At 72.7% G+C, this 22,177-nt stretch carries 19 protein-coding genes; 10 read left to right on the forward strand and 9 right to left on the reverse strand.

The features are described 5' to 3' along the window. Positions 1 to 29 precede the first annotated feature (29 nt). Positions 30 to 773 carry a GntR family transcriptional regulator gene (locus E5N76_RS08190; RefSeq protein ID WP_187830055.1) on the reverse strand — a complete coding sequence of 248 codons (744 nt, stop codon included), beginning with the start codon at positions 771 to 773 and terminating at the stop codon, positions 30 to 32. Positions 774 to 955: 182 nt separating this feature from the next. On the opposite strand from E5N76_RS08190, the gene E5N76_RS08195 reads away from it, so the two are divergent. Together E5N76_RS08195 and E5N76_RS08200 are read left to right on the forward strand one after the other, a co-directional pair. Continuing rightward, positions 956 to 1,783: an FAD binding domain-containing protein gene (locus E5N76_RS08195; protein ID WP_149536784.1), complete on the forward strand. Its 828-nt coding sequence runs from the start codon at positions 956 to 958 to the stop codon at positions 1,781 to 1,783. Beyond that, positions 1,780 to 4,536: a molybdopterin-dependent oxidoreductase gene (locus tag E5N76_RS08200; protein ID WP_149536785.1), complete on the forward strand. Its 2,757-nt coding sequence runs from the start codon at positions 1,780 to 1,782 to the stop codon at positions 4,534 to 4,536. Before E5N76_RS08195 ends, E5N76_RS08200 begins: the two co-directional genes overlap by 4 nt. A gap of 108 nt (positions 4,537 to 4,644) precedes the next feature. On the opposite strand, the gene E5N76_RS08205 is transcribed toward E5N76_RS08200, so the two are convergent. From E5N76_RS08205 to E5N76_RS08215, 3 genes are read right to left on the reverse strand one after another with little or no spacing between them, the layout of a single operon-like run. Next, positions 4,645 to 5,760: a helix-turn-helix transcriptional regulator gene (locus tag E5N76_RS08205; RefSeq protein ID WP_149536786.1), complete on the reverse strand. Its 1,116-nt coding sequence runs from the start codon at positions 5,758 to 5,760 to the stop codon at positions 4,645 to 4,647. 40 nt (positions 5,761 to 5,800) lie between these two features. Beyond that, positions 5,801 to 7,192, reverse strand: a complete 1,392-nt coding sequence (locus E5N76_RS08210) for an MFS transporter (RefSeq protein ID WP_149536787.1) — start codon at positions 7,190 to 7,192, stop codon at positions 5,801 to 5,803. Continuing rightward, positions 7,179 to 7,937, reverse strand: coding sequence for a dienelactone hydrolase family protein (locus tag E5N76_RS08215; RefSeq protein ID WP_207791908.1), 759 nt, complete (start codon positions 7,935 to 7,937; stop codon positions 7,179 to 7,181). Before E5N76_RS08215 ends, E5N76_RS08210 begins: the two co-directional genes overlap by 14 nt. Before the next feature lie 634 nt (positions 7,938 to 8,571). Here E5N76_RS08215 and E5N76_RS08220 point away from each other — a divergent pair. Further along, positions 8,572 to 9,336 carry a phytanoyl-CoA dioxygenase family protein gene (locus E5N76_RS08220; protein WP_149536789.1) on the forward strand — a complete coding sequence of 255 codons (765 nt, stop codon included), beginning with the start codon at positions 8,572 to 8,574 and terminating at the stop codon, positions 9,334 to 9,336. A 318-nt stretch (positions 9,337 to 9,654) separates the two neighbouring features. Here E5N76_RS08220 and E5N76_RS08225 read toward each other — a convergent pair whose 3' ends face one another. Beyond that, positions 9,655 to 10,845: an MFS transporter gene (locus tag E5N76_RS08225; protein ID WP_149536790.1), complete on the reverse strand. Its 1,191-nt coding sequence runs from the start codon at positions 10,843 to 10,845 to the stop codon at positions 9,655 to 9,657. Positions 10,846 to 11,020: 175 nt separating this feature from the next. Beyond that, complete coding sequence (locus tag E5N76_RS08230) at positions 11,021 to 11,764, reverse strand: AraC family ligand binding domain-containing protein (RefSeq protein ID WP_235907617.1); 744 nt, start codon at positions 11,762 to 11,764, stop codon at positions 11,021 to 11,023. A 136-nt stretch (positions 11,765 to 11,900) separates the two neighbouring features. Here E5N76_RS08230 and E5N76_RS08235 point away from each other — a divergent pair, with 136 nt between their 5' ends. The 7 genes from E5N76_RS08235 (at position 11,901) to E5N76_RS08265 (ending at position 17,721) form a co-directional block, all read left to right on the forward strand. Beyond that, on the forward strand, positions 11,901 to 13,133 hold the full coding sequence (locus E5N76_RS08235) for an MFS transporter (RefSeq protein WP_149536792.1): 1,233 nt from the start codon (positions 11,901 to 11,903) through the stop codon (positions 13,131 to 13,133). A gap of 212 nt (positions 13,134 to 13,345) precedes the next feature. After that, positions 13,346 to 13,642 carry an AtpZ/AtpI family protein gene (locus E5N76_RS08240; protein WP_149536793.1) on the forward strand — a complete coding sequence of 99 codons (297 nt, stop codon included), beginning with the start codon at positions 13,346 to 13,348 and terminating at the stop codon, positions 13,640 to 13,642. A gap of 26 nt (positions 13,643 to 13,668) precedes the next feature. Continuing rightward, a complete protein-coding gene (locus E5N76_RS08245; protein ID WP_149536794.1) occupies positions 13,669 to 14,424 on the forward strand; it encodes a F0F1 ATP synthase subunit A in 756 nt (251 codons plus the stop codon). Positions 14,425 to 14,466: 42 nt separating this feature from the next. Beyond that, positions 14,467 to 14,691, forward strand: a complete 225-nt coding sequence (locus tag E5N76_RS08250) for an ATP synthase subunit C family protein (protein WP_149536795.1) — start codon at positions 14,467 to 14,469, stop codon at positions 14,689 to 14,691. Positions 14,692 to 14,767: 76 nt separating this feature from the next. Then, the gene (locus E5N76_RS08255) at positions 14,768 to 15,376 is read left to right on the forward strand and encodes a F0F1 ATP synthase subunit B family protein (RefSeq protein ID WP_235907618.1); all 609 of its coding nucleotides are present in this window, start codon (positions 14,768 to 14,770) and stop codon (positions 15,374 to 15,376) included. Beyond that, complete coding sequence (locus tag E5N76_RS08260) at positions 15,376 to 15,879, forward strand: F0F1 ATP synthase subunit B family protein (protein WP_149536796.1); 504 nt, start codon at positions 15,376 to 15,378, stop codon at positions 15,877 to 15,879. Before E5N76_RS08255 ends, E5N76_RS08260 begins: the two co-directional genes overlap by 1 nt. A 267-nt stretch (positions 15,880 to 16,146) precedes the next feature. Next, the gene (locus tag E5N76_RS08265) at positions 16,147 to 17,721 is read left to right on the forward strand and encodes an ABC transporter substrate-binding protein (RefSeq protein ID WP_187830056.1); all 1,575 of its coding nucleotides are present in this window, start codon (positions 16,147 to 16,149) and stop codon (positions 17,719 to 17,721) included. Between the two features lie 205 nt (positions 17,722 to 17,926). On the opposite strand, the gene E5N76_RS08270 is transcribed toward E5N76_RS08265, so the two are convergent. The 3 genes from E5N76_RS08270 to E5N76_RS08280 form a co-directional block, all read right to left on the reverse strand. Continuing rightward, a complete protein-coding gene (locus E5N76_RS08270) occupies positions 17,927 to 19,003 on the reverse strand; it encodes a TRAP transporter substrate-binding protein (RefSeq protein ID WP_149536798.1) in 1,077 nt (358 codons plus the stop codon). 145 nt (positions 19,004 to 19,148) lie between these two features. Then, positions 19,149 to 19,487, reverse strand: a complete 339-nt coding sequence (locus E5N76_RS08275; RefSeq protein WP_149536799.1) for an acyl carrier protein — start codon at positions 19,485 to 19,487, stop codon at positions 19,149 to 19,151. A gap of 437 nt (positions 19,488 to 19,924) precedes the next feature. Next, positions 19,925 to 22,000 carry a putative bifunctional diguanylate cyclase/phosphodiesterase gene (locus E5N76_RS08280; RefSeq protein WP_187830057.1) on the reverse strand — a complete coding sequence of 692 codons (2,076 nt, stop codon included), beginning with the start codon at positions 21,998 to 22,000 and terminating at the stop codon, positions 19,925 to 19,927. Between the last annotated feature and the right edge of the window lie 177 nt (positions 22,001 to 22,177).

A 22,177-nucleotide genomic window follows, 5' to 3' on the forward strand; every position in this document is an offset into this window, starting at 1 on the left:
GCCATGGTGTGATCACAGCAAAGGGACTGTCAAGCCTTTGGCAGCCGGCGGTCGTGCGCCTCCGCCCGGGCCGCGGCGAAATGCGGCGTCACCAGCAGCGCCTCGGCGGTCTTGTTGATGTCCCGCTCGATGGCCTGCCGCGCCGCCGCCGGGTCGCCATCGCGCAGCGCCTGCAGCAGCTCAACATGGTGGACGCCGTCCCAATGCGCCCCGGCGGTGGAGCTGAAGGCGAGATGCATGAAGGGCCCCGCCTGCAGCCACAGCCCCTGGATGATCGGCATGAGCACGGTCGAATGCGCCGCCTCGTAGAGGGTGAAGTGGAAGCGCTGGTTCATCGCCAGGCTGCGCCGCATGTCGCCGCTTTCGAAGGCGCGGCGCGAGGAATGGTGGATCTTCTCGATGGCGCTGATCTGCTTGAGGGTGATGGCGCGGCACGCCGCCTCGGTGGCCATCCCCTCCAGCGCGCGCCGCACCCCGAGCAGCTCCACCAGCCGGTCGCGCGTCATGCGCGGCACCTGCATGATGCGGTTGGGCAGGATTTCCAGCGCGCCCTCCACGATGAGACAGCGCACCGCCTGGCGCACCGGCATGGGGCTGACGCCGAGATCGGCGGCGAGGTTGCGCAGCGTCAGCACCTGGCCCGGCAGGAAGACGCCGCTCATGAAGCGGTCGCGCAGCTCCCGATAGACCTGTTCCTCCACGCTGCCCACCGGCGTTGGCGGGCCGGCGGGGGCTTCCTTCCGCGCGACCGGCGCGGTCGCGGATCGGGTCACGCGGTCTCTCCATCGCAGCCGGGCATTGCAGGCAGGATTCCGTGTTGACAGGCTCTCACTGTGATCACACTCTTTCTTCGGTGCCGTGACAAGGCGGCACCTTATCCGGAGGAGCCTGGGCGTGCATCCCGGACATCCACGCGCATCGCGCGGCACCATGCCCGGCCCGGGCCTCTAGGGGCATGGGGCGCTACTGGCGGCCGCAACATCTGGCCGAGGCGCTGAACATACTGGGCGAGGCCGCGCCGGTGGTGCTGGCCGGCGGCACCTGGCTGGCGCGGGATGGCGGCCTGCCGGGCCCCGACGCGGCGTTGCTGGACATTTCCGCTGTCGCCGAGTTGCAGGGCATCGCGCAGCAGGATGGCAGATGGCGGATCGGCGCTGCCACCACCTGGTCAACGCTGCTGCAGGCGAAGGTGCCGCCCTTTCTCGCCGGGCTGCGGCAGGCGGGCGCGATGCTGGGCAGCCCGCAGATCCGCCGGCAGGGCACCATCGGCGGCAATCTCCTCGCCCGCTTTCCCGCCGCCGATGGCGTTCCGGCGCTGCTGTGCCTCGACGCCTCGCTGGAATTCGCCAGCGTCGCGGGCGCACGGCGCGTACCGCTCCAGGCCATGCTGGCCGGCGCGATGCCGCGGCAGGATGAGCTGCTCACCGCCATCCTGCTGCCCGCACCGGCGGGCGGCCAGCGCAGCGACTTCCTGAAGCACGGCTATCGCCGCGCCATGGCCGTCGCGGTGGCCTCCGCCGCCATCCGGCTGGATATCGCCGGCGGCACGGTCCGCGGCGCCCGCATCGCCCTGGGCGGCTGCCTGTCGCTGCCGCAGCGACTGCCGGGGCTGGAGGCCGCGTTGTTCGGCCAGCCGGTACAAGCCCTGGCCGCCTCGATCGGGCCAGAGGCGCTGACCGGCCTGCCCTTCCTCGAGGACGGCCTGGCGCCCGCCGCCTATCGGCAATCGGCGGCGCTGGTGCTGCTGCGCCGCCTCCTGGCGCAGGCGGAGCAGGCGGCATGACCCCGACGCAATTCATCCTGAACGGCCAGCCCGTGCAGTCGGGCGCCGCGCCGGCGACCCGCCTCGTCACCGTGCTGCGCGATGAATTCGGCCTCAAGGGCACGAAGCAGGGCTGCGCCGAGGGCGATTGCGGCATCTGCACCGTGCTGGTGGATGGCGCGCCGCTCTGCGCCTGCCTGGTGCCGCTGGGTCGGGTGGCGGGGACCACGATACGCACGGTGGAAGGGCTGGCGCCGGCAGGCGTCGCATCGCCGCTGCAGGACTCCTTCCGCCGGCACGACGCCGCGCAATGCGGCTTCTGCACCGCCGGCATGCTCATGGCCGCCAGCGCGCTGCTGGAGTCCACGCCGCAACCCACCGCCGAGGACGCCCGCGCCGCGCTGTCCGGCGTGCTCTGCCGCTGCACCGGCTACCAGGCCATCATCGAGGCGGTCGTCAACGCCCATGCCCCGCCTTCCGCCGGCCCGGCCGGGCCGGTCTTCGGCAGCCGGGCGCCGCGGGTGGACAGCGAACGCAAGGTCAGCGGCGGCGAAGGCTACGGCGCCGATGGCATCCCCGCCGACGCCCTCTGGGTCCGCCTGATCCGCTCCCCGCATCACCGCGCTCGGCTGGAGCTCGGCGACCTCGCGCCAATCCTGCGGGCGCATCCGGGGCTGGTGCGTATCTTCACCGGGCACGACTTCCCCAACAACGCGCATGGCTACACCCCCAGCAGCTACGACCAGCCGGCGCTGGCGACGGCGTGCGTGCGCCATTTCGGCGAGCCGGTGCTGGCGCTGGTCGGCCCGCGCGAGGTCATCGCCGCGGTCCCCGAAGCCTCGCTGCCCCTCCGCTACATCCCGGAAGCGCCGGTCTTCGGCGTCGCCGCGGCGCAGGCCCCTGGCGCGCCGCGCGTACAACAGCACCGCGCCGACAATCTGCTGATCCAGAGCGGCGTGACGAGCGGCGACCCCGACGCCGCCTTCGCCACCTGCCACGCCATCGCCGAGGGCCAGTTCGAGACCCCCTTCGTCGAGCACGCCTATATGGAGCCCGAGGCCGGCTGGGCGCGGCGGGTCGGCGACCGGCTGGAGATCCATGTCACCACCCAAGGCCCCTACCATGTGCAGCGGCTGGTCTCGCACCTCCTGGACCTGCCGCCGGAGCGGGTGCGCGTGCTGCCCACCGCGGTAGGCGGCGGCTTCGGCGGCAAATTCGACATGTCGGTGCACCCGGTCATCGCCCTGGCGGCCTGGACGCTGAACCGCCCGGTCGCCTGCGTCTTCGAACGGCGGGAGAGCATGGCCGCCTCCACCAAGCGGCACCCGGCCAGCATCACCGCCCGGCTGGGCGCGGATGCCGAGGGCCGGCTGGTCGCCGCGGCGGTCACGACGGAGCTCGACACCGGCGCCTATACCAGCGCCGGCCCCACCGTGGCGATCCGGGTGCCCATCCATGCCGCGGGCCCCTACCTTGTGCCGCAGCAGCGCAACATGGCGCGGGCCTGGTTCACCAATGTCACGCCGGCCGGCGGCTTCCGCGGCTTCGGCATCCCCCAGGTCGCGATCGCACATGAGGCGCTGATGGATGACCTCGCCGCCCGCCTCGGGCTGGACCGCTGGGAGATCCGCCGGCGCAACGCGCTGGCCGTCGGCGATGTCACCTGCACCGGCCAGCGCCTCACGCATTCAGCCGGGCTCGGCGCCTGCCTGGATGCGCTGAAGCCGCGCTGGGAGGGCTGGCTGGCCGAATGCGCCGCCTGGAATGCGCAACCGGGGCCGCGGCGGCGCGGCGTGGGCATCGGCTGCATGTGGTATGGCATCGGCGCGACCTCGCAGGCCAACCCCTCCACCATGCGCCTCGGCCTCGGCCCCGATGGCGCGCTCACCCTCTACAGCGGGGTGGTGGAGCTGGGCCAGGGCGGCAGCACCGCGATGGTGCAGATCGCCGCCGAGGCGCTCGGCCTGCCCATGGCGGCCATCCGCCTGGTCATGGGCGACACCGACCGCACGCTGGATGCCGGCAAGACTTCGGCCTCCCGCCAGACCTTCATCTCCGGCCGCGCCACGGCCGAGGCCTGCGCCGCGCTGCGGCGGCAGCTCTGCCGCCTGACCAATGCGGGGCCGGAGGCGGCCATCGCCTTCGACGGCGCCCGGGTGCGGGTGAGCGAGGCGGGGCGGGAGCAGGTGCTGGAGCTCGCCGCCCTGCCGCCGCTGCCGGGCGGCGAGGTGCTGGTCGCCGAGGGACATTTCGATCCGCCGGCCGGCATGCTGGACGCGAGCGGCCAGGGCAGCCCCTACGCCACCTATGCCTTCGGCGCGCAATTGGCGCTGGTGGAGGTGGACCGGGAGCTGGGCAGCGTCCAGGTGCTGAAGATGGCCGCCGCGCATGATGTCGGCCGCGCCGTCAACCCCGCCATGGTGGAGGGGCAGATCCGCGGCGGCATCGCCCAGGGCCTCGGCTTCGCCCTGCTGGAGGAGTACCGGCCGGGGGAGACCGACAATCTGCACGACTACCTGCTGCCCACCGCCCTGGACGTGCCGGAGATCGAGTGCCTGCTGATCGAGGATCCGGAGCCGCTCGGCCCCTTCGGCGCCAAGGGGGTGGGCGAGCCGGCCCTGGTGCCGACCGCCGCCGCCATCCTCGGCGCCATCCGCCACGCCTCTGGCTTCCGGGCGGATCGGGTGCCGGTGCTGCCGCACCGGCTGCGGTCGGGCCTGGAGCGTGCCGCGCATGTGGCCCGGAACGCGCAGGAGGGAGGTTCAGGAAAATAGGGGCTCGGACGGAACGCCGACGAGAATGGGCGCCGCCATCCTTGCCCTCTACGCGCGGGCGATCTCCGAACGCTCCCGGTCACGAGCCCGGTGCATACGGCGTGCCCTTCATCGCTGCCGGCGCGGATCGCGCGGCAGCCGGGCCAGCACGGCGGCAAGCGCCGATTGCGACCGCACCCCGATCTTGTCGAATGCCGCGCGCAGATGCGACCGGCCGGTGGAATGGGCGACGCCTGCCTCCCCGGCGGCGGCCCGGAGGGGGAGGCCGCGCGCAATGGCCGCGGCGATCCTGGCCTCGGCCGGCGTCAGGTCGAACACCTCGCGCAGCGCGGCGGGATCCGGCCCGGTTTCGGGATCGGTCAGCATAAGGAGAACGGCCGGCCGGGGCAGGCCGATCTCGTCCACCGGCAGCGCCGGCGCGGGGGCGAGGACCGCAAGGCAGGGCAGGCCCTCGCCCGCCGGGCAGCGCAGCGCGATGCGGCCGCGCGGGCCGTCGCCCAAGGGTGCGCCGGCGACCAGCCGCAGGGCCTCGCGGAGCCTGGCCTGGTCCGCCGGATGGCACGCCAGCAGCCGGCGGTCGCGCAGGGTGAGGCGGTCGCCCCGGCGGAGCATCGCCTCCGCCGCGGCATTGGCGAGCAGCAGCCGGCCCTCGGCATCGGTCAGCATGGTCGGCCCTTCGGCGGTGCCGAGCAGCGCTGTCCAGCTCTGCGTCGCCGCGCGGGAGAAATGGCAGGCGAGGTCGAGGGCACGCAGGAGGGGCCCGGTGGCCGCGGCGATGGCGGCGATCCGCCGGTCGACGTCCTCCGCGCCGCGCTTCTCGAAGGAGAAGGCGTAGCCTCCGCTGATGGCGTCGGTCCAGGCGCCGTAGACGAGGGCGACCTGCTCCTCGATCCGTTGCGGCAGCAAGATGTCGGCGTGGAATTCCGTGCCGCGCAGCCTCTCGCCAACGACGCGCATCGTAGGGATGATCTCGCCCGGGCGGCGGTGCCCGAGCAGGGCCGACAACGGATTGACCTGGTAACGCTCGAGGTAAAGCCGCGTGAGCCCGGGATCGAGCCCGGCGACATGCATGAGGCTGTCTTCCGGCACCGGCGCCATGCGGTGCAGCAGCATGCCGCTCGCGCCCATATGCCTGGCGACCCTGGCCAGGGCGGCGGGCCAGAGCGCGGCGTCAAGGGCCGCGGCGTGCAGCAGCTCCAGATCCGGTGGTGGGAGGTTGGGCAATTCTGTCCCTCCGCGCCTTAGCGACCACTCTCCATGCCCTTCACATCGCCCGGCGCATGCGGGCCAGGGCCAGCGTTCCGAGGAGGCCGAGCACGGCCACCACGGCGAGCGGCACCGCATGCCCCGCCATCGCCGCCATGGCGAAGGCAAGCCCCGGCGGCGCGGCCAGCAGCGCCACCCCCCGGCTGGTGTAGAGCGCCCCCATCACGCCCCCGAGCCGGCCCAGGCCGAAGCTGTCCGCGACATAGGCCGGCAGCAAGGCCACCAGCCCGCCTTGCAGCGCGCCGAAGCCGAGGGCGAAGACGCGCAGCCCCGCCTCATCCCGGGCCAGCGCCCAGAGAAGCATGCTCGCTGACATGCCGGCGCAGCAAGCAAGGAATACGGCCCGCCGCCCCAGGGCGTCAGCCAGCGCCGCCAGCACGAAGCGCCCCAGCACGGTGCCGATGCCGATCAGCCCCAGCAGCATCAGCGCCTGACGGTGGCCGAGGCCGAGATCCTGCGCGGTTCCGACCAGGCTCGCCTGCGGCAGCACGGCCGGCACGCCGAGCAACAGCACGCCGACATAGGCCAGGGCGAAATCCCGGAGGCGCGGGCGCGGCGAGGCCTGTTGCCGCCCTGCGGCGGACGGCACGGGCGGCGAGGTCAGCAGCAGCGCCCCGCCCACGCCGACCGCCGCGGCGAGGGCGCCGGAGACCATGAAGGCCGTACGCCAATCGCCCCAATCGGCGAGGAGCGCCGCCATCGGCGGCACGAGGGCCGTACCCAGCCCGACGCCGCTGACGGCGATGCCGGAGGCGAGCCCGCGATGCAGGAGGAAGCACCGCTGCACCGCCGTCATGGCCGGCACATAGGCGCAGCCGGTGCCGATGCCGGTCAGCAGCCCGTATCCGAGATATACGCCGGAGAGGTCCCTTGCCGCCGCGGCCGTGGCCAGCCCGGCGCCGACCAGCATCATGCCGAGGCCGGCAAGCATGCGCGTATCCAGCCGGTCCGCGAGCGGGCCGCTCACGGCGCTGACGAGGAAGCAGCTCCCGCCGCTCAGCGCATAGATCAGCGTCACGGAGGCCGGGTCGGCCGAGAAGGCGTGCCGGATCTCCTCGGCGAAGGCGGCGTAGGAATAGATGGCGCCGAAGCCCACCATCAGCACCAGAAAGGCCCCCGCCACCACGCCGGGGCCGCCATGCTCCGGCTCCGGAACAAGGGAGCCGAGGAGGCGCCGGCCGGCGCCGGGGCCGGCAAGGTGCCGAGGGACGGGGCGCGGCGCCTGCGAGGCCGGCGCCGCCGTCACGCCCTTGGCGCCGCCGCCCGGATGGTGCGGGTGGGACGGTCCGGCACCGTATTCCGGCCGGCCCGTCCGCCCGCCATCCGGCCGCCGCGCGCGGCGGCCCGGCGCAGGGCCTCGCGGGCGCGGCGGCGCGTCATCTCGCGGCATGGGGGAGGGGCGGCATCAGCCGCGCCGCGAACCAGTCCGCGAGGGCCTCGGCGGCGCGCAAGGTCGCGGCGGGATCGGCCGCCGCGGGAATGCGTCCCGGGCCGGCGGGGTCGGGCAGCAGCAGGCCGGCGCCGGGCCAGGTCACGCCCTGCGCATCCCAGCCATGGGCGGCGCCGGGCAGCAGAAGCAGCGTGACGCGGGGCTGGCCGGCGATCCCGTCGCAGGCCTCGGCCTCTGCGGCGGCCTGGATCAGCAGCGCGTCGCCCTGCCCGGGCGGGGCGAGGGAGAGGCAGCGCGGATAGAGCGCGGCAACGGGCTGCCCCTCCGTGGCGAGCAGCGCCGCGCGGCCGCCCAGGCCGAAGCCGGCGAGCCCGATGCGCGCCTCGGCGAAGCCGGACTGCCGGGCCCAGCGCAGCGATGCGGCGGCGGCCTCGGCCGACGCTGCGGGGTCGGGCGATGGCGGTGCGGTCTCCTCGCCGTCCCCGACGCCGAGGACCAGGGTGGCAATGCCGCGGGCGAGCAGGCTGTCCGCATAGGGGTCGGCACGGCCATCTTCGCCAAGGGCGTCGGGCAGAAGGATCACCAGCGAGGCTTCCAGACGCCTCTCCGGCCGGACCAGGCGGGCCAGGCCGGCAGGAGGCGGCAGAAGGACCACCTCTGCCGGGCGCTCGGCCGCAGGCTCGGACCGGGCCGGCGACGGGGCCAGAAGCAGGGCAAGCAGGGCGAGGGTTGAAGCGCGCGGCATGGCTGACTCCTGTCGCGGCGCGTCTCGGCGCGCGGCATTGAGCACGTGCGGCATTGGCCAGTCGGCCGAGTTACGCAGGTCGCAGCGCGTGCCGCATCCCCCGATCGGGGGAGATGCGTGGCGAAGGACGCAGGCGAGGCGGCGATCGGGCCGGCACGGGCGACCGCGCGGCCACGCCACCTGCAGGCATGGCGGCCCGGCGGGCCTGCCACGGGTCCGGAAGGGGGAAGCAGGGCGCTTCCCCCGGTCGTGCGGAGGAACAGCGCGGAGTCGCAGCGCCGCCCGGAGCGCTCGCTAGAGCGGGATCGGTTGAGCTGCGCTCACCCGCCCCGCTCTAGCTCATTGTTCGGTCGCGTGATTCACGGTTTCGGGCGATTCGACCTCAACCGATCACGCTCTAGAGCGGTTTCACGCTGACTGTGCAGCGCGAAACCGCTCTAGCTTATGGATTGTAGAGCAGCTTCACGCCTCCGGGCGATGCCGCCCTCCGGCGATCTGCTCTAGCCGGTTTGTGTCGCGGCTGCGTGAACGGAGCCGCGGCGCATCCTCCCCGGGTGGCGGCTTCGTCAACCCCGGCACGCCAGCAGATGCGAATCGCTCGCAACCCTAGCCGAGCGGTGCTACCAGCCTGCCCATGGATGGCAGCTTCGACAGGGCCGCCTTTGCCCGCGATGGCTTCGGCATCGTGCGTGGGGCCGTCCCCGGATCGCTCCTGGGCATGTTGCGGAATGCCGTGCAGCGGGTGCAGGACACCGTGCCCTCATTGCCATCCCATCTGCGGGAGCGCCTGACCTTCGAGCGGGATCTCCCGGCCGGGCGGCGCGGCGGCATCGCGGCGTCCGAGGTGGGCGATGCGATCTTCATCCTCGGCGACCCCGTTGCCTTCGACGCCGTGTTCTGGGAGGTCCTGCGCCAGCCGGCGCTCATCTCGGCCGCGCAGGCGGCCATCGGCGTGCCGGAGGTGATGGCCCATTTCATGAACGTCACCATCAAGCATCCCCACTTCGGCCGCAGCATCGGCTGGCACCGGGACTACCCGAACGGCTACGCCATGCCCGCCGGCCCGTGCTTCGTGCGCGTCATGCTCTGCCTCGACGGGATGTCCGAGGCCGGAGGTGCGACGACAATCATCCCCGGCTCCCATCGCCTGGACGATGCCGCGGCGGCGGACCACCGCCCGTCCAGGGGCTGGCAGCCGGCGGAAGGCGCTGCCGTAAAGGTCTGCTGCGAACCCGGGGACATGGTGCTCATCCATCCGAAGGTGCTGCATGGCGGCGGCATGAACACCTCCTCCTCCCCGCGTCGGAACATCGTCATGCAGATCGGGGATGCCGCCATGCCGCTGTGGAGCGTGCCACAGCAGGAAGCGGTCGCAGGCCACAGGCTGGTCGCCAATTGAGGCGCGCCGGAAGTCCGGCTGAGGCGGCCCGACCGGCCTTCGGGGCCAGGATCGGCGCCGGTGCGTCCTGCTGCCCGGGCGCGTGAACGCCGCCGGCCGGGGAGAAACCGGGACGGGTGGCCGAGGCGTTCGTCGACGAGCCGGACCTCGCCGAACCCGGTTGCGCCCGCGCGGTCCCGGCCATGAACCGGCGACGCTCCCGGCGCGGGCTCGACCGGTCAGCGAACCGGTCCGTTGGCATGACGCGCAGCCTCGGGCCTATCTGGCGGCGGCGAGGCGGCTGGCGCCGCCGGCGGCGGATGGTCGGGGCTGGCGGTTTCAGCGCCGGGCCGGGACGGCCTCGGGCGCGGGTATCGGCCGGATCGCCAGCAGGCAGCCCAGCGCCACCAGCGCCAGCACCCCCGCCGCGCCGAGGAAATGCGCCGCCGGCCAATTCGCCACCACCGGCGCCGCCAGGGTGGGAGCCAGGGCCTGGCTCACCAGGATGGGCAGGGCGAGCTTTCCCATCAGCACCGGGTAGCCGCGCGGGCCGAACAGGGCCAGGGGCACCGCGCCGCGGCTGATGGTGAGGATGCCGTTGCTGGCGCCGTAGAGCATGACGAAGGGCACGGCCATCAGCGGCCCGGCCAGCACCAGCAGCAGCGCGCCCAGCGGCAGCAGCACCCCGCCCAGCCGCGCCACCACCAGCGGATGCGCCCCGCGCCCGGCGGTGAATTCCAGCAGCCGCCCGCCGACCTGGGAGGGGCCCTGCAAGGCGGCCGCCGCCACCGCCGCGCCGAGCGAGAGGCCCAGCCCGCCCAGCAGGCTCAGCAGATGGACGGAGAGGGCGCCGGAGATCACCGAGCGCAGGGTGAAGAACATCGCCAGCAGCAGGACGCTGCGCCGCACCCAGGCAAGGGGCGGGGGTGGCGGCTCGGCCGCCTGCGGGCCGCCTGCCGCCTCCGCCGGCGTCGCCGCGCGCGGCAGCAGGGCGTAGAGCGGCAGGGCGATGAGCAGATTGGCCACGGCATAGGCCAGGCAGGTGCCGCGCCAGCCGAGCAGCGGCAGCAGGGCGGTGGAGAGCGGCCAGCCGATGGTGCTGGCGAAGCCGGCGAAGAGGGTGACGACGGTGATCGGCCGCCGCGCCCCCCGGCCGAACAGCACGCCGAGGGTGGCGAAGGCCGCCTCGTACAGCCCCGCCGACATGCCGAGGCCGAGCACCAGCCAGCCGGTCACCCAGCCCCAGAGCCCCGGCAGCAGCCCGAGCAAGGCCAGGCCGAGGGCGATGACCAGGGAGGAGAGCATCAGCACCGGCCGGCCGCCCCGCCCCTCGATGGCCCGCCCCACCCGTGGCGCGGCGAGGCCCGCCAGCAGCAGCGCGGCGGAGAAGGCGCCATAGACCAGCGCCGGCTCCGCTTGGAGGTCCTGCACCACCGCCGGCGCCACCACGGCCGGCAGGTAGTAGCTGGTGGCCCAGGCCAGCGTCTGGGCGGTGCCGAGGAGGAGCGCGGCGCGCGATTGGGGCGTCATTGCCGTGGAGTCTCGCCCGGCCCGCCCGTACCGCCAAGCGGATGGTGGGCTTAGTCGTCGGCCAGACTCGCACCGGGGGCCGGGGCGGGGGCGCTGCCGGCGAGGGGGCCGTACCGCCAATGGGCGGGGGGCAGCGCCCGTGGCAGCGCCCCCTGGCAGCGCCCCCTGGCGGGGCTTACCGGGACGAACCCCGCGCCCTTTCCCCCGGCGTCACCCCAAAGGCCGCCCGGTAGGCCGCCCCGAAGGCCGAGGCGCTGGCATACCCCACCGCGGCCGCCGCCCGGGCCGGCGCCACCCCCTGCGCCAGCAGCGCCGCCGCCTCCGCCAGGCGGAGCAATTGCCGCCACCGGCCGAAGCTCATCCCCGTCTCCCGCCGGAACAGCCGCGTCAGAGTGCGGGCGCTGGCGCCGCATGCCGCCGCCCAATCCTCGATGGTCAGCGGCCGGGCCGGTTCCGCCTGCAGCGCCGCCGCCAGCCGCTGCAGCCGGGCATCCCGCACCGCCGGCACGCCCAGCGGCAGGGTGGCGGCGCGCGCCACCTCGTCCCGGATCAGCGCCGCCAGATGGCCGCCGCGCCCGGCCTCGTCCCATTCCAGCGGCTCGGCGCAGGCGGCCAGGATCAGCTCCCGCAATAGCGGCGAGACGGCCAGCACCGCCACCCCCGGCGGGCCGGCGGCCGCCGCATCGGCGCGGAAGAAGATGGAGCGCATGGCGACCCGGCCCGCCGTCGCCGTGGTGTGCGCCACGCCCGCCGGCACCCACAGCGCCCGCCCTGGCGGCACCACGAAGCTGGCCGCATCGGTCGCGATGCGCATGACGCCGCGCGTCGCGTAGAGGAGCTGGGCGCGCTCATGGGTATGGCGCGGCACCGTCTCGGCCTCTGCGTAGTCCCGGGTGAAGGCGGCGAGGGGCCGGTCCACCGCCTCCTGCGGCAGGTTGCGCCCCGGGGCCGAGGCTTGGGCGGCCGGGGATTGACCGGTTCTCGACAGGGTTTGGCCAGCCATCGTCATCCGGCCATACTAGGCTTGCCGCCCGCCAGCCAAAACCGGAAACGCCATGTCGGACCACGCCACGCGCCAGATCGTTTTCATCAACGCGGCGCATGTCATCACCCATTACGTGCTGCTGATCCTCGCCACCGCCGTGCTGGGGATGGTGCAGCAATCGCCCGAGGCCTTCGGGGAGGTGTATGGGCCGGTGCTGGCGCTCGGCACCGGGATGTTCGTCGCCTATGGCCTCGGGGCGCTGCCGATGGGGCATCTGGCGGCGAAATTCGGCGCCCGCGCCATGATGGCGGCCTTCTTCATCGGCACCGGCGCCTGCCTGCTCTGGGCAGCGATGGCCAGCAGCCCCTGGATGCTGGCGGTCTCGCTGACGCTGATGGGCGGGTTCGCGGCCATCTATCACCCCATCGGCACCGCCATGCTGGTGGAGGCGGCGACCGGGAAGCGGCTCGGCCGCTCGGTCGGCATCAACGGCGCCTTCGGCAATATGGGCGTGGCGCTGGCGCCGGTGGTCACCGCCTTCCTTGCCGCCCGGCTGGGCTGGCACTGGGCCTTCGGCGTGCCGGGGGCCATCAGCATCGCCCTCGGCCTGCTTTACCTGCGGGAGCCGGCCTTCGACGCGGCCAAGGCGGGGGGGACGAAGAAGCCCTTCCCGGTCATCCCGCCCGCCCTGGTGCGCCGCGCCGTGGTGGTGCTGCTCTCCATCGCCGCCGTCTCCGGCCTGGTGTTCAACGCCTTCGCCCTGCTGCTGCCGAAGCTGATGGAGGAGCGGCTGGCGAATTCCCCGGATCTGCTGCCGGTGGTCGGCATGCTGGCCTTCCTGGCGACGCTGTGCGGCGGGCTGACGCAGTTCACGGTGGGCCAGATGATCGACCGCTTCACCCTGAAGCAGGTCTTCCTGCCGCTGGCGATCCTTCTGGCCCCGTGCCTGGCGCTGCTGGCCTTCGCCCCCGGCTGGGCGGTGCTGCCTCTGTCGGCGCTGGTGGCCGCCGCCATCTTCGGTCAGGTGACGGTGAACGAGACGATGACCGCCCGCTATGTGGCGCCGGCGCTGCGGGTGAAATTGTATTCGGTCCGCTTCACCATCGGCTTCCTCGGCGCGGCCGCCGCCTCGCCCCTGGTTGGTTTCCTGCATGCCTCGACGGGCGGCCTGGTCGTCCCCCTGCTGCTTCTGGCCCTGGCCGGCGTGGTGACGCTGGTTTGTGCCCTGTTCTTCCCCAACCGCCCGGAGGAGCTGGCTCCCGAGCGCTGGGCCGCGCTGGGGGCGCCCGCCGCGGCGGAGTGATGTCCCGGCTTCAGGTCCGCGGAATTAAACGCGTGGTTTCCAAAGGCCCTTCGGCCTTTGGTGGGGGAGCTTGCGGGGGCAAAGCCCCCTCAAACCTTGCTTTCCGCCATCTGTTGCGCTGCATGGCCACCACGTGGCTTGCTTGACACTTAACGGGAGGCGCCTTACCAGCCGCATGCCTTCCGGCGGAGCACCGCAGGGGGAGCATAGGGGTGGTTGAGCGCGACGGCTTCGAGCAACGTCTCCGGGATGCCCGGGCCCGCCAGGGTCTGGACCGCACGAAGGAGAGCGGGCAGGCGGGGCTGCCGACCGGGTCCTGGGGGATCGGGTTCCGCGCGGGCGTGGAGGTGGTGTCGGCCCTGGCGGTCGGCGTCGTTGCCGGCCTGCTGCTGGATCGCTGGCTCGGGACCAAGCCCTGGCTCTTCCTTCTGTTCTTCGTCCTGGGCTCGGCGGCCGGGGTGCTGAACGTCTATCGGTTGTTCACCCCGCGCGGTCGCCGGAAGGGCTGAGTCGTTCGTCGCCGGGAGAGGCTGCCGTGGCTGCTGAGGGAAAGGCCATCGATGCGCTGAGCCAGTTCGAGCTGGCGCCGGTGCTGGGCATTGTCGGCGACTCGGTCGGCTTCACCCAGTCCAACGCGCATATGCTGCTGGCGGTCGTGCTGATCACCGCGCTGATGGTCTATGGCATGGCGCAGCGGGCCGTCATCCCGGGCCGGCTGCAGGCGCTGGCGGAATCGGCCTATGAGTTCGTCCATGGGCTGGTGACGGAGCAGGTGGGCGAGGAGGGGCGGAAATTCTTCCCCTTCGTCTTCTCGCTCTTCATGTTCGTGCTGTTCGGCAATCTGCTCGGCCTGCTGCCCTACGCCTTCACCTTCACCAGCCATATCGCCGTCACCTTCGGCCTGGCCTTCGTGGTCTTCGTGCTGATCACGGTGGTGGCGCTGGCGATCCACGGCACCAAGTTCTTCGGCTACTTCTTCCCGGAAGGCGCGCCGATCTGGCTGGCGCCGATCATCGTGCCGGTCGAGATCGTTTCCTACCTCTCGCGGCCGATCAGCCTCTCCATTCGTCTCTTTGCCAACATGGTGGCGGGGCACGTGATGCTGAAGGTGTTCGCCACCTTCATCCTGCTGATCGGCGGGCTCGGCGTCATCGGCCCCTTCGTGGCGGTGCTGCCGCTCGCTATCAACGTCGCCCTGGTGGGGTTCGAATTGCTGGTGGCCTTTCTGCAGGCCTATGTGTTCGCCATCCTCACCTGCATCTACCTGCACGACGCCGTGCACCTGCACTGAGCGGTCTGTAGAAACCTCCAACAGGAACGGAAGGATTTTCCCATGGAAGTGGCTGCCGCGAAGGCCCTCGGAGCCGGCATCGCCGTTATCGCCCTGTTCGGCGTCGGCCTCGGCATCGGCAACATCTTCTCCTCGCTGATCAACAGCGTGGCCCGCAACCCGGGCGCCCGCGACGCCGTCTTCCCGATCGGCATTCTGGGCTTCGCGCTGACGGAAGCGGTGGCGCTGTTCGCGCTGCTGATCGCCTTCCTCATCCTGTTCGCCTGAGATCGCGGCGGGCGCGGCGCGGCACGACCGCCGCCCCGCCCCGCCCCGCATCCCACCGGGCGATAGGAGATTTCGCGTGACGCCTCGGATTCTCATCGTCGCATCCCTGTTCGGGCTTGCCCTGCCCGCGCTGGCGCTTGCGGCCACGACCGGCGAGGTGCCGGTGGAGGGGATGCCGCAGCTTGCCTTCGGCCATCCCGAACAGGGCCGCTTCCTGGTGGCCAATGTCGTCTGGCTGTTCATCCTCTTCGGCCTGCTCTACGTCCTGATGGCGAACTACGCGCTGCCGCGCGTGGCCAGCGTGCTGGCGGAGCGGCAGGCGCGGATCGAGGCGGATCTGGAGCAGGCGCAGGCGGCGAAGCAGCGGGCGGATGCCGCGCTGGCGGAGCACCAGGCGGCCACCGCCCGCGCCCGCGCCGAAGCGCAGGCGGCCATCGCCACCGCGACGCAGCAGGCCCAGGCCGAGACGACGGTCCGGGAGGAGGCGCTGAACGCCCGCCTCGCCGCGCAGATCGATGCGGCTGAGCAGCGCATCGCCACCTCCCGCGACGCGGCCATGGGCGCGTTGAGGACGGTGGCCGCCGACGCCGCGGAAGCGCTGGTGGCGCGGTTGACCGGCAGCACCGACCGCGCGGCGGTGGAACGGGCGGTGGGCACCGAACTCGCGGCGCGGGGGCAGGCCTGATGCACCATTACGAGCATTTCTGGCTCGACCCGAAATTCTGGGTCGGCGTCAGCTTCGTGGTCTTCCTGGTGCTGTTCGGCCGCAAGGCCTGGGCCGCGGCGGCGTCCATGCTGGATGCCAAGGCGGCGCGGGTGCGGGCGGAGCTGGCCGAGGCGGCGCGGCTGCGCGGCGAGGCCGAGGCGATGCTGAAGCAGGCGGAGGCCGACCGCGCCGCGGCGCTGGCGGAAGCCGAGCAGATGCTGAGCCGGGCCCGGGGCGAGGCCAAGCGCCTGGCGGAGAACGCCGCGGCCGAGGCGGAAGCGGCGGCAAAGCGGCGGGAACGCATGGCGATGGACCGCATCGCCGCGGCCGAGGCCGGGGCGCTGGCCGAGGTGCGCAACGCGGCGGCCGAAGTGGCCGCGGCGGCGGCGCGGACCGTGATCGCCGAGCGGATGGATGCCACCGCCGATGCGGCGCTGATCGACCGGGCCGTGGCGGATCTGCCGCGGGCGCTGCGGGCTTAATCCCCCGACGGCGCTTCGCGCCGCCGCGGGGGCGGGTCTCGCCCCGGGCGGGCGCCGCGCGTCGCCATGGGGTCTTGCCAGGCTCAAGCGATGCCGGACCCGCGCAGCTTGCCGCGGCAAGCCGCGCGGCAGGGGACCGGCGGCCGGGGTTGTGCCGCCGGACATCGCCGCCCGGTGACCGGTCTCGCTCCGCTACGCGCGCCTCGGCTTTGCGCCTCTGTGCTGCCGGGCTAGAATCCCAGGGTTTCGCTGGGAGAGACCCTGACGATGCGTCGCTTCGCGCTGGCCACCGCCCTGCTCTGCGGCTCGGTCCTCACCGCCCAGGCCCAGACCTTCCGCTGGGCCAATGACGGCGATGTCAACTCCATGGACCCCTATACGCGGCAGGAAACCTTCCTGCTTTCCTTCGGGTCCAATTTCTACGAGCCCTTGGTGCGGCGGAACCGGCAGATGGAGCCGGAGCCGGCCCTGGCCGAGCGCTGGGAGCAGCCCTCCCCCACCGTGTGGCGCTTCCACCTGCGCCGCGGCGTGAAGTTCACGGACGGCACGCCCTTCACCGCCGATGACGTGGTGTTCAGCGCCCAGCGCGTCCGCGCCCAGGGCTCCAACCTCCAATCCGTGCTGGCGACGGTGAAGGAGGTCCGCAAGATCGACGACCACACGGTGGAGTTCGAAACCAGCGTCCCGGACCCCATCCTGATCCAGGAGATCACCAATTGGGGCATGTTCTCCCGCGTCTGGGCGGAGAAGAACAACGCGACCCGCCCGACCGACCTGACGACGCGCGAGGAGAATTTCGCCACCCGCAACGCCATGGGCACCGGCCCCTTCCGCCTGGTGCTGCGGGAGCCGGACCGGCGCACCGTCATCGAGCGCAACCCGGATTGGTGGGACAAGCCGGAGCACAACATCCAGCGGGCGGAACTCAACATCATCGCCAATGACGCGACGCGGGTCGCCGCGCTGCTCTCCGGCGAGGTGGATTTCGTCTACACCGTGCCGCCGCAGGATGTGGACCGCATCGGCCGCACCCAGGGCGTCCGCATCATCCAGGGGCCGGAGCTGCGCACCATCTATCTGGGCATGGACCAGATGCGGCCGCAGCTCCTGAAATCGGACGTGCAGGGGAAGAACCCCTTCCAGGATGTGCGGGTGCGCCGCGCCATGCTGCTGGCGATCGACGTCAACGCCATCCAGCGCACCGTCATGCGCGGCCAGTCCCGCCCCAGCAACCTGATCTACGGCCCAGGGGTGAACGGCTTCCAGGAGGCCGACGACGTGCGCCCGCCGATCGATCTCGCGGCGGCGCGCCGGCTGCTGACGGAGGCCGGCTACCCGAACGGCTTCGGCGTGACGATGGACTGCCCGAACGACCGCTACGTGAATGACGAGGCGATCTGCACGGCCGTCGTCGCCATGCTGGCGCGCATCAACATCCGCGTGACGCTGAATGCGCAGACCCGCGCCCGCTACTTCGCCGAGATCAACGCGCCGCGCTACAACACCAGCTTCTACCTGCTGGGCTGGACCCCGACGACGAGCGACGCGCACAACGCCTTCTTCAGCCTCGCCGGTTCCCGCAACGGTGCCCGCGGCGTGTTCAACAATGGCGGCTATTCCAACCCGCAGCTCGACACGCTGATCGACCGGATGGCGGTGGAGACCGACGCGGCGAAGCGGCAGCAGATCATCAGCGAGGCCGCTCGGGTGCTGCGGGAGGATGTCGGCTACATCCCGCTGCACCAGCAGCAGATCGTCTGGGCGGCGCGGAACGGGGTGGAGGTGCCGCAGACGGCGGACAACTACATCCAGCTCCGCTGGGTGCGCGTGCCGGCGCGCTGAGCGGAAGGGGTTGGGCGCATTGCGCCCAACGCGCCAGGGGAAAGGGGCTGCATCCCGGTTCCGCCGGGGCGCAGGCCGGGCCTCTCGATCCCCCCGCCTGCGGGGAGGCCGGAAGGGGGGATGTACGGCGCCGGGCCCGCACGCGCCGCCGGTCACGATACCCCCACCCCGACCCTCCCCCGCAGCGCGGGAGAGGGAGCGAGGCTCAGGCGCGTTCCGCCAGCGCCAGGAAATTGGCGCTGCTGTCCTCCGCCACGCGGAACCAGCTCTGCGTATCCCGGCGGAACTTGTCCCAATGCGCATGCACGCGCTTGAAGCGCGGATTGCCGTCGCCGATTTCCGCATAGGTTTCCTGCGTCGCCTTGTGGCAGGCCATCAGGATCTCCCGCGAATAGGGGCGTAGCTTCGCGCCGCCCGCCACCAGGCGCCGCAGCGCCGCGACGTTCAGCGCGTCGTAGCGGCCGATGGACCAGACATTCGTCTCCCCCACCACCGCTTCCAGCACCTGCTGGTAGGCCTTCGGCAGCGCCTCCCAGGATTTCGTGTTGATGAGGATGTCGCCCTCGGAGCAGGGCTCCCACCAGCCCGGGTAGTAGTAGTATTGCGCGACGCGGTGGAAGCCGAGCTTCTCATCGTCATGCGGCCCCACCCATTCGGCGCCGTCGATGACGCCGCGCTCCAGCGCCGGGTAGATGTCGGTCGCGCCAAGCTGCTGGGCGACGACGCCGAGCTTCTGCAGCACCATCCCGCCGGTGCCGCCGATGCGGAATTTCAGCCCCTGCAGATCGGCGGCGGTGCGCAGCTCCTTGCGGAACCAGCCGCCCATCTGGGCGCCGGTGTTGTTGGAGGGGAGCGCGACCACGCCCTGGTCCCGGTACACCTCTTCCATCACCTCGCGCCCGCCGCCTTGCTGGATCCAGGCCAGGTGCTGGCGGGCATTCATGCCGAAGGGCATTTCCGTGCCGAACCCCATCGAGGGGTCCTTGCCGATGTAGTAATAGGCGGCGGTGTGGCCGCATTCGACATTGCCGCCCCCCACCGCATCCAGCACCTGCAGCGCCGGCACCAATTCGCCGGCGGCGAAGATGCGGATCTGGAAGGCGCCCCCGGTCAGCTCCGCCACGCGGCGCGAGAGCAGCTCGGCCACGCCCCAGAGCACATCGGTGGATTTCGGGAAGCTGCTCGCCAGGCGCCACATCACCTGGGGCTGGGCGGAGGCAAGCTTGGGGGTGGCGAGCGCAGTGCCGGCCGCCCCCGCGGCCAGCAGGCCGCGACGGTTCATGGACATTCGAACTCCCTGTCATTCCCGGCCGCCCTTCTGGTCGGGGCAGCCTGGGAGGGAGGCTAGAGCAAATGTCAGCGAAAAGGGAACGACGATCCCGGCTGGCGGGCCTGGATGAAAACTTGTTAACCAGGCCGCGACCGACTCAGGCCATGCCGGGGTTGGCGGCGCGGCACAGCGCCGCGAAGCCGTCCGAGATGAATTCCGGCCGCTTGTAGAAGCCCTTGATCCAGCTCGCCAGCATGCAGAGCTCCTCCAGCCGCAGGATCTCGTCCAGGGTCCCGTCCGGGAAATGGATGCCGAAGCTGGTGTGGATGAGGCCCAGCATCTCCTCCACCTGCTCGATGGAGAGGCCCAGCTCGGTCTCGAGCTGGGCGTGGCGGGTGAGCCGGGCTTCCTCGATGCCGTATTCGTCGCGGATCGCCTTCACGATCCAGCGGAACATGGTCATCCAGTTCTTCACCTCGTCGATCGGTCTGGCCATGCCGGTTCCAGGAGGCGGCCGGCCCCGGGGCGAAGGCTCCTGCCCTCGGGCCCGGCGGCGGCCGCCACGGGGGTGACGGAGGGCCGCCGTCTTGGCCGCAGCCCGGCCTTGCTAGCCGGCCAAGTTGAAGAAAGCGTTGAAGGGCGGGCAAAGCCGGGCGCCGGCGCCGTGCGGGGAAGGCAGCCCTGCCCGCCGGGCCGGCACTGCCGGACGGCCCCGCCCGTGTCGTGTCGGAAAGGCAGCCGTGTCCGGCCCAGCCGAGGCCGCCGGACGGCCCCGCCCGTGCCGTGTGGGGAAAGTCAGCCTTGCCCGCCCGGCCGACGCTGCCGAACGACCCGCTCGCACCGTGCAGGAAAGGCAGCCTTGCCTGGCCGACCGGCATCGCCAGGCGGCCCGCCCCGTACCGGTGAGGCGCCCGCCCCCCCCCGCCCGCCAGCTCAGCGCGCCGGCAGGATGGGCGGCGGCTGGGGCCCCGCCATGGGCTGCGGCAGGCCCAGCAGATAGCCCTGCAGCTCGCCGCAACCGGCCTCCACCAGGCAGCGGCGCTGCGCCTCGGTCTCCACCCCCTCCGCCGTGGTGGCGATGCCGAGGCGGCCGCACAGCTCGACGATCCCCTGCAGCACGGCCAGCTCCCGCGGCTCGGTCGCGACCTCCCGCACGAAGCTCTGGTCGATCTTCACCCGGTCGAAGGGGAAGAGGCGGAGATCGGCAAGCTGCGTCGCGCCGGTGCCGAAATCGTCGATCGCCAGCTTCACGCCGAGCGCATGCAGCTCCCGCAGGCTGGCGACGCTGTCCCGGCCATGCGCCAGGGCGCCGCGCTCGCTCAGCTCCAGCTCCAGCCGCGCCGGGGCCAGGCCGCTGCCCTGCAGCGCCGCCGCCACCTCGGCAGCGAAGCCCGGATGGCGGAGCTGGTCGGGCGAGACATTCACCGCGACCCGCAGCCGTGGATTGCCCCAGCCCACCGCGTCCAGGCAGGCCTTGTGCAGCACATAGGCGCCAAGCGGGAAGATGAAGCCGGTGCCCTCCGCCGCGCCGATGAAGCGCTGCGGGGAGAGGATGCCATGGCCCGGGCGATGCCAGCGCAGCAGCGCCTCATAGCCGGTCAGCACGCCGCTCTGCGCGGCGAAGACCGGCTGGTAGTGCAGCACGAATTGATCGGCGGCCAGCGCATCCCGCATGGTGCTGGCCAGGTCGGCATCCCGCCCCATCCGCGGGTCGTACAGGGCAACGCTGCCACGGCCGCGCCGCTTCGCCTCGGCCAGGGCAAGCTCGGCGGCGTCCAGCAGGAATTCCAGCGGCTGCTCCGCCTGGGCGATGGCGATGCCGGCGGCGGCGCCGCTGGCGACGCGGTGCGGCCCGATCTGGTAGGCGGCGCCGAGGGATTGCACCAGCCTGCCGGCCAGGCCGGCCGCCATGGCTTCCGGGTCCGCCCCGGTACCCTCCGGCCCGCCGGGCAGCAGCAGGGCGAATTGATCGCCGCCCAGCCGCGCGAGCAGATCCCCCGGGCGCAGGGAGCGGGCGAGCCGCCCCGCCGCGGCGCGCAGCAGCGCATCCCCGGCCGGGCGGCCGAGGCTTTCATTCACCTGCCGGAAGCGGGAGAGGTCGAGGAGGATGAGGGCGGCGCCGAGGCCGGCCTCGCGCAGCAGCGCTTCCGCCCGGGCGGTGAAATGCTGCCGGTTGGGCAGCTCGGTCAGCGGCTCGTGCGTTGCCAGGTATTCGATGCGGGCGCGGTCCCGGGCGCGGTCCTGTTCCAGCGCCTTGGCGGGGGAGAGGTCGTGGAGGAAGACCGCCATGCCGCCCCCCGCCGCCGGGTGAGGCTGCAGCCAGAGGCAGGTGCCGCCGGGCAGCCAGGCTTCGGTGCCCGGCACGTTCTGGCCGCCCATTGCGTTGGCGCAGAGGGCGGCGAAGGCGCCTTCCTGGTCCTGCGGGAAGCTGGTGCGGAAATCCGTGCCTTCCGCCAGGGGCTCGCCGAGGAGGGTGGCGGCGCGCCGGTTGGCATGGGCGATGCGCCAATCCGGCCCGACCAGCACCACGCCTTCCGAGGTGCCGTCCAGCACCACGGCAAGCCGCGCCGCCGCCATCTCCGCCGCCTGCCGGGCGGCGAGCAGCTCCTGCTCCTGCCGGCGATGCCCGCTAGCGTCGCAGAAGGTGGCGCGCAGCAGGGCGGGCTGGCCGCCCTGCCGGGTGCCGCGGAACCAGGCCAGCACCGGCAGGTGGTCGCCCCCCGGGCGGAGCAATTCCAGGGAGAGGGCCGGCACTTCCCCCTGCGACGGCAGGTCGGCCAGGAGTTGCCGATCCAGTACGGCGCGGCTGGCGGGGCTCAGCGCCTCTCGCAGGGGGAGGCCGGGCCGGGCTTTTTCCGGCCCGACCCAGCGGTGAAAGGTGCGGTTGGCCCAGAGGATGACGCCTTCCGGGCCGAGGGTCAGGCAGGCGAAGGGCAGGTCGTCGAAGAATTCCTCCGCGTCCCGGGCATCGGAGGGGGTGGCCGGCGCCGGTTCGGGCCGAGGGATCATCTGCGCCATGCGGCCCGGGCCGGGTCGGGGCGGGGGGAAGCGGGTGGGGCTGGCGGGGGGCGCAGGGCGCGGATCGGCCTTCGTCCTGTTGGGGGCTGTCGCACCATCGCGGTCAGTTCTCATCCCGAGGGGGCGTCACAAGTGGAGACGGGGCGGCTCGCCGCGTCCGCGCGCGGA

The sequence above is a fragment of the Siccirubricoccus phaeus genome (assembly GCF_008360935.1).
Lineage (GTDB): Bacteria > Pseudomonadota > Alphaproteobacteria > Acetobacterales > Acetobacteraceae > Siccirubricoccus > Siccirubricoccus phaeus.